16 protein-coding genes are annotated in these 16,400 nt (G+C 69.9%); 9 read left to right on the top strand and 7 right to left on the bottom strand.

Translation table 11 applies throughout. From position 1 onward, the window contains the following. The first annotated feature begins 40 nt into the window (after nt 1-40). Nucleotides 41-610, top strand: a complete 570-nt coding sequence (locus M1L36_RS01800; RefSeq protein ID WP_250872001.1) for a hypothetical protein — start codon at nt 41-43, stop codon at nt 608-610. On the opposite strand, the gene M1L36_RS01795 is transcribed toward M1L36_RS01800, so the two are convergent. Beyond that, nucleotides 569-1,360: a hypothetical protein gene (locus M1L36_RS01795; RefSeq protein WP_250872000.1), complete on the bottom strand. Its 792-nt coding sequence runs from the start codon at nt 1,358-1,360 to the stop codon at nt 569-571. The genes M1L36_RS01800 and M1L36_RS01795 overlap by 42 nt on opposite strands. A 103-nt stretch (nt 1,361-1,463) precedes the next feature. Here M1L36_RS01795 and folP point away from each other — a divergent pair, with 103 nt between their 5' ends. Continuing rightward, nucleotides 1,464-3,923 carry a dihydropteroate synthase gene (gene folP / locus M1L36_RS01790; RefSeq protein WP_250871999.1) on the top strand — a complete coding sequence of 820 codons (2,460 nt, stop codon included), beginning with the start codon at nt 1,464-1,466 and terminating at the stop codon, nt 3,921-3,923. Nucleotides 3,924-3,930: 7 nt separating this feature from the next. On the opposite strand, the gene M1L36_RS01785 is transcribed toward folP, so the two are convergent. Both M1L36_RS01785 and M1L36_RS01780 read right to left on the bottom strand, forming a co-directional pair. Next, on the bottom strand, nt 3,931-4,233 hold the full coding sequence (locus tag M1L36_RS01785; RefSeq protein WP_250871997.1) for a hypothetical protein: 303 nt from the start codon (nt 4,231-4,233) through the stop codon (nt 3,931-3,933). A 149-nt stretch (nt 4,234-4,382) separates the two neighbouring features. Further along, nucleotides 4,383-5,189: a helix-turn-helix transcriptional regulator gene (locus M1L36_RS01780; protein WP_250871996.1), complete on the bottom strand. Its 807-nt coding sequence runs from the start codon at nt 5,187-5,189 to the stop codon at nt 4,383-4,385. Nucleotides 5,190-5,333: 144 nt separating this feature from the next. Here M1L36_RS01780 and M1L36_RS01775 point away from each other — a divergent pair, with 144 nt between their 5' ends. From M1L36_RS01775 to M1L36_RS01760, 4 genes are all read left to right on the top strand, one after another. Then, nucleotides 5,334-5,525, top strand: a complete 192-nt coding sequence (locus M1L36_RS01775) for a hypothetical protein (RefSeq protein ID WP_250871995.1) — start codon at nt 5,334-5,336, stop codon at nt 5,523-5,525. Between the two features lie 39 nt (nt 5,526-5,564). After that, on the top strand, nt 5,565-6,275 hold the full coding sequence (locus M1L36_RS01770; RefSeq protein WP_250871994.1) for an ABC transporter ATP-binding protein: 711 nt from the start codon (nt 5,565-5,567) through the stop codon (nt 6,273-6,275). Then, nucleotides 6,275-7,516: an ABC transporter permease gene (locus tag M1L36_RS01765; protein WP_250871993.1), complete on the top strand. Its 1,242-nt coding sequence runs from the start codon at nt 6,275-6,277 to the stop codon at nt 7,514-7,516. Before M1L36_RS01770 ends, M1L36_RS01765 begins: the two co-directional genes overlap by 1 nt. Before the next feature lie 111 nt (nt 7,517-7,627). Then, nucleotides 7,628-8,293: a helix-turn-helix domain-containing protein gene (locus tag M1L36_RS01760; protein WP_250871992.1), complete on the top strand. Its 666-nt coding sequence runs from the start codon at nt 7,628-7,630 to the stop codon at nt 8,291-8,293. Nucleotides 8,294-8,339: 46 nt separating this feature from the next. Here M1L36_RS01760 and M1L36_RS01755 read toward each other — a convergent pair whose 3' ends face one another. Further along, nucleotides 8,340-9,572 (bottom strand): glycosyltransferase, encoded by a 1,233-nt coding sequence (locus M1L36_RS01755; protein WP_250871991.1) that lies wholly within the window; start codon nt 9,570-9,572, stop codon nt 8,340-8,342. 266 nt (nt 9,573-9,838) lie between these two features. Between M1L36_RS01755 and M1L36_RS01750 the strand changes: the two genes are divergently transcribed. Then, the gene (locus M1L36_RS01750; protein ID WP_250871990.1) at nt 9,839-11,656 is read left to right on the top strand and encodes a S9 family peptidase; all 1,818 of its coding nucleotides are present in this window, start codon (nt 9,839-9,841) and stop codon (nt 11,654-11,656) included. A 61-nt stretch (nt 11,657-11,717) separates the two neighbouring features. Here the strand turns inward: M1L36_RS01750 and M1L36_RS01745 are convergent, their stop codons facing one another. Continuing rightward, nucleotides 11,718-13,259 (bottom strand): ArnT family glycosyltransferase, encoded by a 1,542-nt coding sequence (locus M1L36_RS01745; RefSeq protein WP_250871989.1) that lies wholly within the window; start codon nt 13,257-13,259, stop codon nt 11,718-11,720. Between the two features lie 222 nt (nt 13,260-13,481). Here M1L36_RS01745 and M1L36_RS01740 point away from each other — a divergent pair, with 222 nt between their 5' ends. Both M1L36_RS01740 and M1L36_RS01735 read left to right on the top strand, forming a co-directional pair. After that, nucleotides 13,482-13,961: an NUDIX hydrolase gene (locus tag M1L36_RS01740; RefSeq protein ID WP_250871988.1), complete on the top strand. Its 480-nt coding sequence runs from the start codon at nt 13,482-13,484 to the stop codon at nt 13,959-13,961. Nucleotides 13,962-14,069: 108 nt separating this feature from the next. Beyond that, on the top strand, nt 14,070-14,633 hold the full coding sequence (locus tag M1L36_RS01735) for a GNAT family N-acetyltransferase (RefSeq protein ID WP_250871987.1): 564 nt from the start codon (nt 14,070-14,072) through the stop codon (nt 14,631-14,633). A gap of 156 nt (nt 14,634-14,789) precedes the next feature. On the opposite strand, the gene M1L36_RS01730 is transcribed toward M1L36_RS01735, so the two are convergent. Together M1L36_RS01730 and M1L36_RS01725 are read right to left on the bottom strand one after the other, a co-directional pair. After that, nucleotides 14,790-15,836 carry an NAD(P)-dependent glycerol-1-phosphate dehydrogenase gene (locus M1L36_RS01730; protein ID WP_250871986.1) on the bottom strand — a complete coding sequence of 349 codons (1,047 nt, stop codon included), beginning with the start codon at nt 15,834-15,836 and terminating at the stop codon, nt 14,790-14,792. 91 nt (nt 15,837-15,927) lie between these two features. Then, nucleotides 15,928-16,374 (bottom strand): MaoC family dehydratase, encoded by a 447-nt coding sequence (locus M1L36_RS01725; protein WP_250871985.1) that lies wholly within the window; start codon nt 16,372-16,374, stop codon nt 15,928-15,930. Nucleotides 16,375-16,400: the final 26 nt, after the last annotated feature.

The following is a 16,400-nucleotide window of genomic DNA, read 5'->3' as shown; positions in this document are numbered from 1 at the left end:
CCGGAGGGCGTTTGTCGGTGGCCGACGAGGAGCCACGTAGATGCTGCTCTCCCTCGTCGTCGGTGCGGTCGGCCTCCCGTACGCGACGCTCTGGGCGACTCGGAGCGCCCGGGTCCGCCATCGGGCGGTCGCCGCCGCCGACCGCGGCTGGCACCGGGTCGCCGCGCTGGTCGGGGCGGGCGTCGGCGTGCTCACGCTCGGGGCAGCGAACGGGGGCGGCCCGGCGATACCGTTCTGGTTCGGGTGGGCGCTCGCCACGTTCGGCCTCCTCGCGTTCGCGCACGTCGACCTGTTCGTCGCGGCCGCCCGGATGCGCTCGTACCCCGACGACCGGGCGTTGCACTACGACCTCGCGACGCCTCGGACGTGGCCCGCGACGAGCGCCCGCATCGTCTCGGCGTGGGGCGTCGTGATGCGACGGCACCGCTGGCTCTGGCCCGCGCTGCTGGCGTGCAGCGTGCTGTTCGCGCTCGGGCCGCGGGTCGTCGCGACGACGTGGTGGCTGGCGCTCGCCGCCGACACGCTCGTCCTGGGGCTGTGCTGTCTGCCGTTCCCGCGACTGGTCGCGCTACCCGCCGGCTTCGACGGTGACCTCCCGTCGACGGCGTGAGTACCCGTCGTCGTACACGACTGGGAGTACGTCGCCATCGACCGATTCGACGCCCTCCGTCGGTATCGTCTCCGTGTGAGTGACCGACTCGCCCGCCGGAACCGCGAACTCGACTTCGGCCACGTCAGAGACGACGGCCGCACCGAACTCCGCGAGGAAGACCCCGTCTCCCGACCCCTCATTGCGGACCGTGACCGACGCCTCGAACGACGCCGGTTCGGCCGTCTCGGGGACTTCGACCGACTCGACGACGAACGCGGCGGGACTCGCCAGGGCGGTCAGCGTCTCCTCGGAGAGCGCCCACCGGTCGACGACGGCGTCGCCGTCGACCTGGAGGATGGCCCCCTCGTCGGGAGCGACGTCGTCCGGGACCGGCACACCGACGCGCGGGACGACGCCGAGCGTGTTCGTGACGGTGTCGTACCCGTCTGGGTATCGAGTCCCGTCGAGGTCGACGGCGAACTGCGAGCCGAGACGGGTCCGGTGCGTCGGGGTCCCCGTCTCCGTCACGTCGAACCCGACGAACTGGGTGCCGGCGTGGGCGGCGACGTCGAGGTGGACGCCCGACGTGAGCGCCTGCCGCCGCGTTCCGACGTTCTCGACGGCGAACGACGGCGACTCCGTAGCCGTCTCCGACGACGGAGCGGTCGTGTCGCTGGACGGTGTGCCGGGTGACTCGGTCGTGTCGAGACAGCCGGCCACGGGGAGGGCAGCCGCGCCGAGGAGCGTGAGCAGGCGACGACGCTTCATATCAACACCGCAGACTGTCCGGGTGAATACTTTCGGGTGCGCGTCGCGGGTCGGAATCGTGGACTTCGATAGGCTAAAACCGAGACGGCGCACACCCGTTGGCATGGAGTACCACGAGGCCGCGAACTTCCTCTTCGACCTGCGCCGGTACCCGTCGCGCAAGGGCCTCGACGCGACACGGGCGCTCTGCGAGTCTCTCGGCGACCCCCAGGACGACCTCGTCTGCGTCCAGGTCGCCGGCTCGAACGGGAAGGGTTCGACCGCACGGATGGTCGAACGCACCCTCCGCGAGGCCGGCCTGGACGTGGGGCTGTTCACCTCGCCACACCTCTCCGACCTCCGCGAGCGCGTCCGCATCGACGGCCGGAAGGTGACCAAACGCGCGGTCCGTGAGTTCGTCGAGGCGACCCGCGAGCACACGCTCGACGCTGCGGCCGCGGGCGACTGTCCGACGTTCTTCGAGTCGACGACGGTGCTCGCGCTGTGGGCGTTCGCGCGAGCGGAGGTGGACGTCGCCGTCCTCGAAGTCGGCATCGGCGGGCGCTACGACGCGACCAGCGTCGTCGACCCGCTGGCGAGCGCGGTCACGACGGTCACGCTCGAACACACGGACCTGCTGGGCGACACCGAGGCGGAGATCGCACGCGACAAGGCCCAGGTCGCCGGGCGGTCACCACTCGTCACCGCGACGACCGGCGAGGCGCTGGCGGCCGTCCGCGACGAGGTCGAGTCGGTCGTCACGGTCGGTGCGGACGACGACACCGACCGGGCCGAACCGCCCGACGTCCGCGCCCGCTACGAGGGTCGAGAAGGGCTGTCCGGGCGAATCGCGCTCGACGGCCCGGACTGGTCGGTCGAGACTCGCCTCTCACAACTCGGTGCCCACCAGACGTCGAACGCGGGCGTCGCCGCCGTCCTCGCCCGGCAGGTCGCCGACGCGCTGGACGTCCCCCTCGACGAACCGACGCTCGCTCGCGGTCTCGCCAGCGCCCACTGGCCCGGCCGTTTCGAAGTGATGGAGCGCGACCCGCTGACGGTGCTCGACGGGGCGCACAACCCGGGAAGCTGTGTGACGGTCGCCGAGACGCTCGCGGAGTTCGACTACGACGACCTGCACCTCGTGTTCGGCGCGATGAGCGACAAGGACCACGCGGAGATGGTCGCGGCGCTCCCCCGCGCCGACCACGTCTACACCTGCCGGGCGGACACCGACCGCGCCGAGTCGCCCGAGGCGCTCGCTCGCGTCTTCCGGGCCGAGGACCGCGCGGACGAGGTCCACGTCGGTGGGAACGTCCCGGACGCGCTGGCCCGAGCGCGCGAAGCGGCCGCCCCCGGCGACGCCGTCCTGCTGACGGGTTCGCTGTACGTCGTCGCGGAGGCCCGCGAGTCGTGGGTCGCTCCCGAGATACCCAAACGCGTCACGGACCTGAAGGAGGCCCGCGCCGTCCTCGAATCGGCCGACGTCACCGAAGGCGGCGTCTGGCGGATGCGCGGGAAGGGCGTCCACCGCGTCGTCAAGACCCGCGTTCGGCCGCGACAGGCCCAGTACCTCAAAGAGGAGATGCTGTCACTCGGTGGTGAGTGTGCCACCTCGGGGCTGTCGACGCAGGACCACGAACCGCTCGACGTGGTGTTGATGGGGACGCTCTCGCAGTTCAAGCGCCTGCTCGCGAAACTCGACGACCAGCCGTTCGGCCTCCAGCAGGTCGCCGACCGACTCCGGGAGACGCTCGACGTCGAGACCGACCCCCCCGAGTACCCCTGGGAGGCCAGAACGGCGGTCATGGGTATCATCAACGTCACGCCCGACTCGTTCCACGACGGCGGGGAGTACAACGCGCTGGCGGAGGCCCGCGAGCGCGCCGAGGCGATGGTCGAGGCGGGCGTCGACATCCTCGACGTGGGTGGCGAGTCGACCCGTCCCGGTGCGGACCCCGTCTCGGTCGAGGAGGAGATAGAACGCGTCGTCCCGCTCGTCGAGGCCGTCGCGGACCTCGACGCGCTCGTCTCCGTCGACACGCGGAAGGCCCCGGTCGCCCGCGCGGCCCTGGAGGCGGGTGCGGACATCATCAACGACGTGACGGGCCTCGACGACCCCGGAATGCGCGAGGTCCTCGCGGAGTACCAGCCCCCGACGGTCGTGATGCACTCCATCGACGCGCCGGTCGACCCGGACACGGACGTGGAGTACGACGACGTCGTGGAGGACGTCGTCGAACAGCTCAGAGAGCGCGTCCTCCTCGCCGAGAAGTCGGGGCTGGACCGCTCGCGTATCATCGTCGACCCGGGGCTCGGGTTCGGGAAGTCCAAACGCGAGAACTTCGAACTGCTGAGCCGACTCGACGAGTTCCACGCGCTCGGCTGTCCCGTCCTCATCGGCCACTCCCACAAGTCGATGTTCTCGCTGGTCGGCGAGGACGCCGGCGACGCCTCCGCGGGCACCATCGCCGCCTCGGCACTGGCCGCCGACCGCGGAGCGGACGTGGTCCGCGTCCACGACGTCCCCGAGAACGTCGTCGCGGTCCGGACCGCCCACGCGCTCGACGACGCGGACGAGGAGTGACGGCGGTCTACGCCGAGACCGCCCGAGCCTCCGCCGGAGGCGTCGACTCCTCGACCCGGCGGAACCCGCTGATGGGGAGTTCCGCGAGGTAGCAGTACCAGCCGACGGTCCCGACGGTCGGGGCGTCGAACCGGGCGACCGCGTCGGTCGGCACGCCCGCGGCGTCGAACGACAGCGTCGTGCCGAGATGTCGAATCGGGACGCCGTCGGCCTGGAACTCGCCGAGGACGGTCATCGCGTGGTTCATCGTCGCCTGCTGGCGACCGCCCTGTGCGTCGCTGAACGTGTAGTGTGCTTCGTAGACGGGCATAGTATCCCTCCGAGGACGGGTTCGTCGCTCGTCCGTATCGAGGGTACCGGCCGAGATAATCGCACGGCGTGGTCGGGTCGACACGACGTGTTCGTTCGACACGGCGTGTCCTTCGAGTTTCCGCCGGCGGGATCCAGTCGGGCGAGCGGTCAGTCGTCGGGGGTGGGGACGAACGGCGTCGCGTCCGCCCGGTAGCGCTCGTAGGTCGCCCGCGCCCACTCCCGGACCGCTTCGGCGTCGCTCTCGATACCGACGCGGGTCGCGCCGTAGTCGTCCGTCGCGACGACGCCGACCGTATCGCCGAACACGCCGACGACGTGCGGGAGCGACGCCTCCGAGCGGTACAGCGTCGCCCGGTCCGTGTCGAGCATCTCGCGGGTCCACGCCCGCATCCGGGGCGATGCGTCGACGCGGTCGGCCGCACTCGCCGAGAGGACGGCCTCGAACCGCATCCCACCGTCGACGATGCAGTCGCGGTAGGCGTCGAGGAGCACCTCGGAGACGACGTTCGTCACGAGCGTCGTGTGCTCGGCCGAGCGCGTCAGGTCGAGCCACCGGTCCAGTTGCGCCGTCGGGTCGTAGCGGTCGGGGTCGAGGACGAACGCGTCCGCGAACACCCGGAGGTCCAGGTCGAGGAGGTCTTCGGGCAACCACTCGACGACCGGCCCGAGTCGCTGGGCCGCCCGTACGGTGGTCTCCAGCCGCGAGAAGTCAGCGAGGACGTGGTCGCCGAGTCGGGTCGTCCGATAGGTTCGCCCGCCTCCTGCCGGGGCGACCTCCTCGGCCCACCCCCGTTCGAGGAGGTCGGCGACGCTCCGCTTGACCGTCACCGCGCTGACGTCGGTCGTCGAGCGCAGGTCGTCGCGCGTGTGCGGCCCCGACGACAGCGCCGCGAGGACCCGAACGCGGTTGGGCGAGCGAGCGAGGAACGCGATGTCGTCGAACGGCGACTCCATGGGAAGTCGGTGGGTCGGTCCGGAGCAAAACGTTTCCGCCGGTCGACAGTTCGACGGGGCGAACTCTCACCGGGGCCGGTCTGTCGGGAACCCGGCCGATACCGAGTCGCACAGCTTAAGTTTAGGCCCTCCTAAACCACTGCTGTGACTCGCTCCCAGGGAAATCGTGACGACTCCGCCGAGGCGCTCTCGTCCGAGTGGGAGTCCGAACCCGACGACGTCGTCCGTGCGACCGCGTGTTCGACCGCTCCGGGACGGACCCTCCTCGTCGAAGAAGGCAACTGTGACGGTTGGCTCTCGTCCGATCTCACGGTCGACATCTCCGAGTATCGGTAGCGAGCAAACCGTTATCCAGCCTCCTCGCCTGCTAGCCGTATGGCTACCGTTCCCGAGACGACCGTCGAGTCGGCCGTCTCCCTCCGGGACGTCCGGCGGCGCTACGACCGGGGCGAACCGGTCGACGCGCTGGCGGGCGTCTCCCTCGACCTCCCCCGTGGCTCGTACACCGCCGTCATGGGACCCAGTGGCTCGGGAAAGAGCACGCTGATGAACGTCGTCGGGTTGCTCGACACGCCGACCGACGGCGCGGTGACCATCGGCGGCACGGACGCGAGCAGCCTCTCCGAGTCCGAACGGGCGCGGGTTCGCGGTGCCGAGGTCGGCTTCGTCTTCCAGACGTTCAACCTCATGCCGCGGCTGACCGCCCTCGACAACGTCGCCCTCCCGATGGTGTTCGCCGGCGTCCCCCGTCCCGAGCGCCGCGAGCGTGCCCGCCGACTGCTCGAACGGGTCGGTCTCGGCGACCGCCTCGACCACCTGCCGAACGAACTGTCGGGCGGCCAGCGCCAGCGCGTCGCCATCGCCCGAGCGCTGGCGAACGACCCCGCCATCCTGCTCGCGGACGAACCGACCGGCAACCTCGACTCGGCGACGAGCGACGCCGTCCTCGCGCTGTTCGACGAACTACACACTGAGGGCAACACCGTCCTGTTGGTCACTCACGAACGCGCCGTCGCCGAACACGCAGAACGCATCGTCCACGTCCTCGACGGGCGCGTCGAGCGCGTCGAGACGCTGCGCCGCTGATGGACCTCGGCGAGTCCGTCGGGATGAGTCTGAGCGCCATTCGGGGGCACAAACTCCGCTCGGGGCTGACGGTGCTCGGCGTCGTCATCGGCATCACCGCTGTCATCACGTTCGTCACCCTCGGCGGCAGTCTCCAGGCGGGACTGGTCGGGGACCTCGGCGGCGAGGGGGCGTCGAACGTCAACGTCTGGTCGAGTCCGACGGAGGTCAGCGGCCCGCCCGGCGCGGGGGCACAACCGGTGTTCACCGACCGCGACGTCCGCGAACTCGACCGGCAGCAGGACGTCCGGCAGGTCGTCGCCCGCGGAACCGTTCGGTTGTCGACGGTGAGCGACGGCAACGACACCGTCGCGCTCCAGCAGGCGACGGCGTACGGTCGCTCGTACTTCGCGCCCGACGACCTCCGGGAGGGCCGCTCGTTCAGGCAGGGAGCCGACGAGGCGGTGCTCAACCCCGCCGCCGCGGCGCTGTTCGAGGATGAACTGCGCGCGGGCGACACGTTGACGCTCGCGCTCGAAGACGGCCGCGAGGTGGACGTACGCGTCGTCGGCGTTCTCGACACCTCGACCGCACAGGACCCGTTCGAGGGGTTCACCCAGGGGCCGCGGGTCTACCTGCCGACCGACCCGTTCTACGAGCGGGTCGTCACCGGACCGACCAGCGGCGACCCCGAACGGGTCTACCAGACGCTGTTCGTCATCGCCGACGGCCCCGAGCAGGTCGGCGGCGTGCGGGAACGGACGCTGACGTACCTGGCCGAAGAGTCCGACGCCGCGACGCTCGTCGCGCCGAACGTCGAGTTCGTCGCCCAGACCAACGAGCAGTTGCTCGACCAGGTGCGGGACATCCTCGATACGCTCACGGCGTTCGTCACCGGCGTCGCGGTCATCTCGCTGGTCGTCGGGGCCATCGGCATCGCGAACATCATGCTCGTCAGCGTCACCGAGCGGACCCGCGAGATCGGCATCATGAAGGCCGTCGGCGCGCGCGACCGGGACGTGCTGGGGGTGTTCCTGACCGAGGCGGCCGTCCTCGGCGTCGTCGGCGCGGCCGTCGGCACCGTCGCCGGCCTCGCCGTCGGCTACGCCGGGACGGTGTTCGTCGACCTGCCGTTCGTCGTCCCCTGGGAGTGGGGGGTCGTCGCCGTCGTCGTGGGCGTCCTTGTCGGCGTCGTCTCGGGGCTGTACCCCGCCTGGAACGCCGCGCGAACCGACCCCATCGACGCGCTGCGCTACGAGTGACCGAGCCGAGTCGGTCGGCGAGAGTGTCGGTCGGCGAGGATGTCACTCGGTGCGTTGGCCATCAGTTAAAAGGGAGCACGGTGTTGAGTGGTTTACTACTCAACGGTCACGATGATACTCGTCGAATTCACGCTCCAGCATCCCATACTCCACGCAACGTTTCAGGCTGCCCCCCAGATGCGCCTCATCTGGGAGCAGTCACACCGCCCGAGCGACGACGTCCACCGCATCATCGCCTGGGTCGAAGGCGAGGACATGGTCGGCTTCGAGGACGGCCTCGACGGCGACCCCTCCGTCACCGACTACCGCCGGGAGACCGAGGCCGGGTCGCGTCGCCTCTACCAGTTGACGCTCTCACAGGAGAACGCAGACCTGAGCGTCTACCCGGCACTGATGGAGGAGTCGAGTATCATCCAGCGACTGACGGCGACGAACGAGGGCTGGCAGTTCCAGGTCGCCTTCCCCGACCGGGAGGCCCTCGACGGGTTCCGGACGTTCTGTGACGAACACGACCTGCGGTACGAGGTGACTCGCATCTACGAGGAGCAGGGTGGTCCCGACGACCACCAGGGGTACGGTCTCACCGACAAGCAACGCGACCTCCTGGAGATGGCGACCCGTGAAGGCTACTTCGACGTCCCGCGGCGCATCGGCCTCGAAGAACTCGCCGCGGAGGCGAACATCTCCCACCAGGCCGCCTCGGAACTCCTCCGCCGGGCACAGGCCGCCCTGAACCGTCGCGCGCTGGGGTTCGAGGACGACTCGGCCGACGAGTGAACGACCCGACCGGGACGGCGACCGTGGCCTCGACCGGCCACCGCGGCTACGCCGTCGCCAGTTCTCGGTAGTACTCGACGTACTCCTCGGCGACCCGTTCCCAGTCGTAGCGGCGCATCTCGGGGTCGACGGTCCACCGTTCCAGGTCGGCGGCGTCCTCGATGGCGGTCTCTATCTCCTCGGGCGTCGTCACGCGGAAGCCCCGCGGGTGGTCGACGAGCAGTTCGTGGGCGCTGGAGTCGGCCTGGTACTCCACGACACCGACACAGCCACACGCCAGCGCCCACAGCAGTTCGCGGGCGAAGTACTCCCGAGCGCGCGTCTGGACGAACACGTGTGCGCCGCGGTAGGACGCGAGGCGCTCGTCCCGGTCCAGTCCGTCGACGACGGTGACGCGGTCGGCGATTCGGAGGTCGTCGAGCTGCTCGGCGAGACGGTCCCGGGGCGACTGCTCGGCCGCCCCCTCGTCGCCCTCCTCGGCGGTACCGACCCCGTTCGTCGCGGCGGGTGTCGACACGCTCGACGAGTCGCTCGGCCTCCCGTCAGCATCACCGTCGGTCGACCCGTCCGTACCGCTGGCTCCGCCGTCGGTCCTGAGCGCACGTCGGGTCGACCGACTGCTCTCGGCGGCGGTGTCGACGACGAGCGCCGACCAGTCCCGGCGGCGGAGTTCGGCCAGTGCGAGCAGGAGGCCGTCGAGGTTGGCGTGTTCGTCGAGGGGCGTCGCCGTCACCACGTCGTAGTCGCCGGTCGGGTCGACCGACTCGACGCGGTCGGCGTCGATGGCCTGCGGGACGTTCCGGACGCGGCGCTCGGGCGTGCCGGCCTTCCGCGCCCGCGTCCCGACCAACCCCGAGGGGACGGTGACGCCGTCGGGAGCGCGCGCCGCTCGCCCGACCAGCCGTCCCGTCGGCCGTTCGTGGCCCTCCCAGCCGACGACCAGCGGTGCGCTCGCGAGGCGTGCGCCCTGCTTCGCGGCGAGGACCGCGCTCGGCGGTGTGGGCGCGGCGTGGACCACGTCCGGACGGGCCGCCGCGAGCAACGCGGGGAGACGCGCCGTGAACGACGTCGCGGCGGGGGCGACGGTCACCGCCCGGTAGGTGACGCCGTCGCGTCGGAGCGTCGACTCGTAGCCGTCCCAGAACTGCGTACAGAACACCGTCACGTCGTGGCCGGCCGCCACCTGCTGTTCGGCGTAGCGACGGGTCAACTCCGTCTCACGAGCGGGGGCGAGCGAGCGCCAGTCGCGCGTCTCCGTCACGACGATGGCGAGGTGCATATCCGCGGTGGGTCGTCCCCCGACATGAATCCCCCGCTCGGTCGGCGGCGTGTCCGACGGGTCACCGGGGCGCTCGGTGGGTGCGTACCGGAAACTCCAGACGTCTCGACTCTCGTGACTCGCTGCACGTTCACTCTTCGTGTGTGTCTCATTACAGCGGGCGAGGTTCTGGGAGTGGCGGCATCGAACGCCATCCGACTCCGGGCGACCACCACGACCTCGCCCGGTTTCCGAAGCTCTTTGCCGTGGTCCGACGTGCCACGACCGTGCACGACATCGAGCGCTACCTCAACATCAGAAGCGCCTACGGCGCGTCGCTCTCCGAAGCGGGGACCCTCGCCTTCCTGCTGAACACGACCGGGACCGCGCAGGTCTGGACGCTGGACGAACCCCGCGGCTGGCCCGTACAGCGGACGTTCTACGAGGAAGCGGTCTCGTTCTGTACGTTCTCGCCCGAACGCGAGGAACTCGTCTTCGGGATGGACGAGGGGGGCAACGAGCGCCTCCAGTTCTACCGCCTCGACCTCGCGGGCGACACCGAGGGCGAGATAACCCCGCTGACGGAGATGCCCGACGCCAAACACCTCTGGGGTGGCTGGAGCCACGACGGCGAACGGTTCGCGTTCGCCTCCAACCGCCGCGACGAGGGCGTCTTCGACGTCTACGTCCAGGGCCGCGACGAGACGGGCGACGACGCCGAGTTGGTGTTCGAGTCCGACGGCTGGTACTCGCCGGGCGGGTTCTCGCCGGACGACTCCAGACTGGTGGTCACGCAGGCCACCTCGCTGCTCGACCAGGACGTCTACGTGCTCGACCTCGAAACGGGCGAGTTGGACCTGCTGACCGAACACGACGGGTTCGAGCGCCACCAGAGCGCGACGTGGGGCCCCGACGGCGAGTACCTCTACGTGACGACCGACCGCGATTCTGACACGCTCGACGCCTACCGACTCGCGATGGACGGGTCCCGCGAGCGGGTCACGCTGCCCGACGACGAGGCCAACGGCGAGTGGAGCGTCGACGGCGTCGCCATCGACCACGAGACGGGTCGCCTCGTCTACTCGCGGAACGTCGACGGTTACACCGAACTCCGGGCGGGCGACCTCTCGGCGGACGGACTGGCGGTCGAGAACGTGACCGACATCGACCTCCCGGCTGGCGTCGCGGGCGGCGTCTCGTTCGACGAGGACGCCGACGCGTTCGCGTTCACGACGACGGCGAGCACCCAGAACACGAACGTCCACCTCGCGGACGTCGAGACGGGCGACACCGACCGCTGGACGCTCGCATCGACGGCCGGCATCCCCGAGTCGACGTTCGTCGAACCCGAGTTGGTCAGGTTCGAGTCGTTCGACGGTCGGGAGATTCCGGCGTACTTCTCGCTGCCCGAGGACGTGCCCGAGGGCGGGGCACCGGTCGTCGTCGACATCCACGGCGGCCCCGAGAGCCAGCGGCGGCCCTCGTTCAACCCGCTCAAGCAGTTCTTCCTGCGCTCTGGCTACGCCGTCTTCGAACCGAACGTGCGTGGCTCGACGGGCTACGGGAAGGCGTACTCGCACCTCGACGACGTCGGGAAGCGCATGGACTCGGTGAAGGACGTCGACGCGGCGGCGACGTGGCTGGCCGAGCAGGAGGCCGTCGACGCCGACCGTCTCGTCGCCTACGGTGGCTCCTACGGCGGGTTCATGGTGCTCGCCTCGATGACCGAGTATCCGGAGCTCTGGGCCGCCGGCGTCGACATCGTCGGCATCGCCAACTTCGTCACGTTCCTGGAGAACACCGGCGAGTGGCGCAGGGAACTGCGCGAGGCGGAGTACGGCAGTCTCGCCGACGACCGCGAGTTCCTCGAGTCCATCTCGCCCATCAACAACATCGACGCCATCCGCGCGCCGCTGTTCGTCATCCACGGCGCGAACGACCCGCGCGTCCCGTTGGGCGAGGCCGAACAGGTCGCGGAGCAGGCCGCCGAACACGTCCCCGTCGAGACGCTCGTGTTCGACGACGAGGGCCACGGCCTCTCGAAACTGGAGAACCGCATCGAGGCGTACTCGGCGGTCGTCGAGTTCCTCGACGAGCACGTCTGAGGGCGACGCGTCTCGCCAGAAGTGTGAGGAGTCAGAGAACGGAGCCGGGAGTTCGAGCGGGTCAGTCCGTCCGTTCGAACACCACGTAGCCGCCGGCCGTGACGGTCTGTTCGTAGTGTGCTTCGACGTAGGCGTTGATCTGGCCCTTCGTCTCGGGGAAGTAGCCCGTGTCGGCGGCGATGGTGCCGTCGTCGTTCAGGTGGCCCTCTGGGACGACGACGTACGGCGTCGCCTGCGCCGCGAGGTCGCTCGTCACCCGGTCGGCCAGCGCCTCGGAGTACGGCAGTCCGACGAACGTCGAGGCCGGTTCGATGGTGTCCGAGAAGTAGACGACGTCGTTGTTGAACGGCAGCATGTACGCCTCGCCGTCGACGTGTTCGGAGAGCGCGGCGGCGCTCGCTTCCTGCTGTCCGACGTGTTCGTCGGCCATGGTCACGCCGTAGACGCCGTTCGCTGCGAGCGCGATACCACAGACGAAGACGACACAGGCGGCGAGCATGCCGACGACCGCCCAGGAGTCGACCGTCTCGTCGTCGACGAACACGTCGATGACGACGTGCTCGTACACCCAGACCGTACCGACGGCGGCGAGCAGCGCCGCGGCCGGGAACGCGAACAGGAGTTTGTGGTCGCCGCTGAACCCGACCGCGCCGGGGTAGCCGAGGATGACGAGCCAGAACACGACGAACCAGAGGCGGTCGTCGACCCGCGTGCCGGTCAGTTCGCGACCGGCCAGCACGGCCACCGTCGCGGCGGCGAACGTCCACACCGGGAGGTACGACGCGCCGGCGAGGAGGTGGCCCCCCAGGTCGAATGGCGTGCTGTAGTCGGTGAGCGGGACGAAGACGGCGTACGACAGCAGGCCGTCGAGGAACCCGCCGACGGCGGCGAGCGCGAGCGTCAGCGCCAGCACGGTCACGAACGGGACGCCGATGGAGAGGTACCGCCACGTCGTCGTCGTCGCGAACTCGCGGGTACGGTTCTCGGGGCGACGCAGCGCGAACAGCGTCGCCGCGACGACGACCAGCCCCGCGAGGAACACGGTCTGGTTGAACAGGACGCCGACGGCGAGGGCGACGCCCGCGAGCGCGTCGGTGCCCTGTCGCTCGCTGAACAGCGCCAGCGCGGCGACGAGCAGGGCGACCAGACAGAACGGCTCGGTCATGAAGTAGTAGCCGTCGAAGTGCGGGAGGTAGACGCCCACGAGGAACAGCAGCCCCGCGACCAGCCCCGTCAGGCGGTCGCGCAGGCGCGTCCCGAGCGCGACGACGAGGACGGCCGAGACCAGGTGGAGCGCCCCGACGAGCAGTCGCGCGGCGACGTAGCTCTCGCCGGGGAGCCACGCGAGCAGTGCGCCGACGGCGAACACGCCGGGCGGTTTGTGGTCGACGAGGTCGACGTAGGGGGTCGCCCCGTTCAGTATCGCCTCGCCGAGGACGAGGAACGTCGACTCGTCGACGTGCATCGGCCGCGTGAGGTAGACGAACGGGCCGAACAACCCCACCGCGAGGATGGCCGCGTACCAGAACTGCGTCGTCGTTTCGAGGTCGTCGAGCAGCTCCGTCCTGTCGACGACGACCCCTCCGTCCCTTCCCGTTGACATGACTCTCCAGAGACACCCCCTGGTGATAGGTACACGGCGGATAACGTCTCGCTAACGAGCCATTTTTCGGGAGGTAGACGTGCGCTACCGACGCGGAGACCCGGAGAAACGGCACGCTCACACTCCCGAGACGCCGGCGTTCCTGTCGCTCTCACTCGACGACCGGTCGGTCCGGCGAACGGTGTGGGCGTTTTATACCCGACGTTCGCAAACGGAGCCAGTATGTCTCGGGGGGAGACCTACGAGCGGGTTCGAACCGCGCTCTCGGCGCTTCGCGGTCGGTACGGGCCGTGTCCGGTCCGACAGACGACGCTACCGGTGCCGTCGCCGACGTACGACCAGTTGTGCGGACTCGCCGAGCAGAGCGTGGTCGACGCCGGCGTCCGCATCAGGAACAGCCGTGGCGACACGCTGACCGTCCCCGGGGGTGGTGGGTGGACCGACCCGACGGGAGCCGTCGCGACCGGCGAGTCCATCGAGGCGGGCGCGTGCCGTATCCTCGAAGAACGCGCCGGCTGTCGGTGTCGCATCGAGGGGTTGCTCGGCATCACCATCCTCTGTCTCACGGACGCGAGCGACGCCACTCGCGACCCGGTGTACCGGTTGGGCGCGCTGTTCGACGGCGGCCGAACCGACGACGTCGACGGCGAGGAGTGGCAGTGGCGCACGAGCACGGACGCGCCGTTCGCGTCCAGCATCTGAACCGGTCGGTCGGCTCCGTCGTCAGACCGGTCACGAACGGGACCGTCGACCGACCGTGCAGCACGTCGTGACAGAAGACCTATCCTCGACTCGGGTGACGGTTCGCTCATGCCCGGTGCACTCGTCGCACGCGGCGAGCGTGTCACGCTGCGGACGACCGAGGAGGAAGACGTCTCGATGCTCCAGCGCATGCGGACCGACCCGACCCTCCGTCTCCCACTCGGGAACCCGGTGACGAGTCGCACGGAGATGGTCGCGGAGTGGCCCCGCGACGACGACGCTGACCGGTTCACAGTCTGCCTCGACGACCCACCGGCCGGTCGCGGGTCGCCCGCGGAGGACGAGACCCGAGCCATCGGCTTCGTCAACGTCGAGGACGCCGCCTGGCGACGCCCGGAACTCGGCTACGGCCTCGTGAGCGAGGTCCACGGCGAGGGGTACGGCAAGGAGGCCGTCGCGCTGGCCGTCGACTACACGTTCCGGACCTACGCTCACCCCGCCGTCGGTGCGGGCGCGTTCGCGTTCAACGACGCCTCGCGGGCGCTGCTGGAGTCACTCGGCTTCACCGAGGAGGGGCGCACCCGTCGGGACATGTTCGTGGATGGTGAGTACCGCGACATGGTGCAGTACGGTCTGCTCAGAGAGGAGTGGACCACACGGAGCGACGACTGACTCGACGAGCGAACGGCGTGCTCGGAGCGCACACAGTGTGCGAAGCGGATGTTAGTCCCATCGCGAGACGTTCAGCGTCTCGCAGACTCCAAGGAGCTTCGCTCACTGGGAGAGGTTTTACCCCGTGGGGAGCCTGCGCGTGGCTAAGAGGTGGCGTTAGATGACGCCGGTGACCGTCGCCGCCTCGATAGCGGCCTCCTCGCTGACGCCGTCGCCGAGGATGGTGTAGCGGTCGCGAATCTCGTGAGCCGTCGTCATCGCCTCGACGAACTGCTCGGGGGAGTGGCCCAGTTCCTCGGCGGTCGTGGGCGCACCGATGGCTCCCAGCGCGTCGTGGACGTTCTGCCAGCGCCCCATGTCCCCGGAGTGGAGGTACTCGGTGACGACCGAAGCGACGCCGACCTGGTGGCCGTGGAGCGCGGTGCCGGGCGCGATGCGGTCGAGCTGGTGGCTGATGAGGTGCTCCGCGCCGCTTGCGGGCCGCGAGGAGCCGGCGATGGACATCGCCACGCCCGAGGAGACGAGCGCCTTGATGACGAGCCAGGCGGACTCCTCCAGCCCGGGGCGGATGGAGTCTGCGTTGTCGACGAGCATCTCGGCGGTCATCCGCGACAGTGCGCCGGCGTACTCGGAGTACTCGACGTTCTTCAGCCGGTGGGCGAGCTGCCAGTCCTTGACGGCGGTGTAGTTCGAGATGATGTCCGCACAGCCCGCGGTGGTGAGTCGCCACGGCGCGTCGGCGACGATGCCCGTGTCCGCGACGACGACCAGCGGTGGCTCGGCGGCGACGGAGTGACGCGTGTCCCCTTCGGGGACCGACCCGCGCCCGGAGACGATGCCGTCGTGGCTCGCGGCGGTCGGGACGCTCACGAACCCCATCCCGAGTTCGTCGCTCGCCATCTTCGCGATGTCGATGACCTTCCCGCCGCCGACGCCGACGAGGAAGCCCGCCTCGCAGTCCTCGGCCTCGTCGATGACGCGTTTGACCTCCGCGAAACTGGCCGTCTCGACGGTCACCATCGGACACCCGTCGAACTGCTCGGCGACCGACTCGGCAGCCAACCGTCGTGGCGTGGGGCTGGTGACGATGAGCGGCGTGCCCGCGAGGTGGAGTTCCCCGACGGCGTCGGCCGTCTCGGAGAGCACGCCCCGGCCCACGAGGACGTTCCGTGGAAGCCGAATCCACGACCGTTTGTCGAACATACCCTCAGTGGCCCGTCGTGGCGTATAACGGTTCGTACTCGTCAGCGGGTGCGAACGTGGCCGGGCGGTCACGAGAGTCGGGCGCAGCCGGTCAGTCCCCGCGCCGCTCGACGAGACCGAGACCGACCATCGTCAGCACCGTCTCGCCGTCGTCGGTGGTCGTCGTCACGCCGACGCGCGTGTGGCCCATCCCCGGATTTCGGTCGTCCGGTTCCTTGTCGAGCACTTCGACCTCGACAGAGAGCGTGTCGCCCGGTCTGACGGGCGCGTGCCAGCGCAGGTCGTCCATCCCTCGTCCGCCGAGACTCGCCGTCTCGTTCATGAACCCCTCGACGAGCAGTCGCGCCGACAGCGCGGCGGTGTGCCACCCGCTGGCGATGAGGCCGCCGTACATCGACTCGGCGGCCGCCTCGGGGTCGGTGTGGATGGGCTGGGGGTCGAACTGCTCGGCGAACGACAGCAGGTCCTCGCGGGTGACGGTGACGCTCCCGCAGTCGCGACTGTGCCCGACCTCGATTTCCTCGTAGTACAACGACATGTCGGCGACTGTAGGCGGCGGGGGCA

The organism is Halomarina rubra, from assembly GCF_023699475.1.
GTDB lineage: Archaea > Halobacteriota > Halobacteria > Halobacteriales > Haloarculaceae > Halomarina > Halomarina rubra.
Note: the sequence above shows the minus strand (reverse complement) of the source record. Positions and strands in the feature narration are given on the sequence as shown.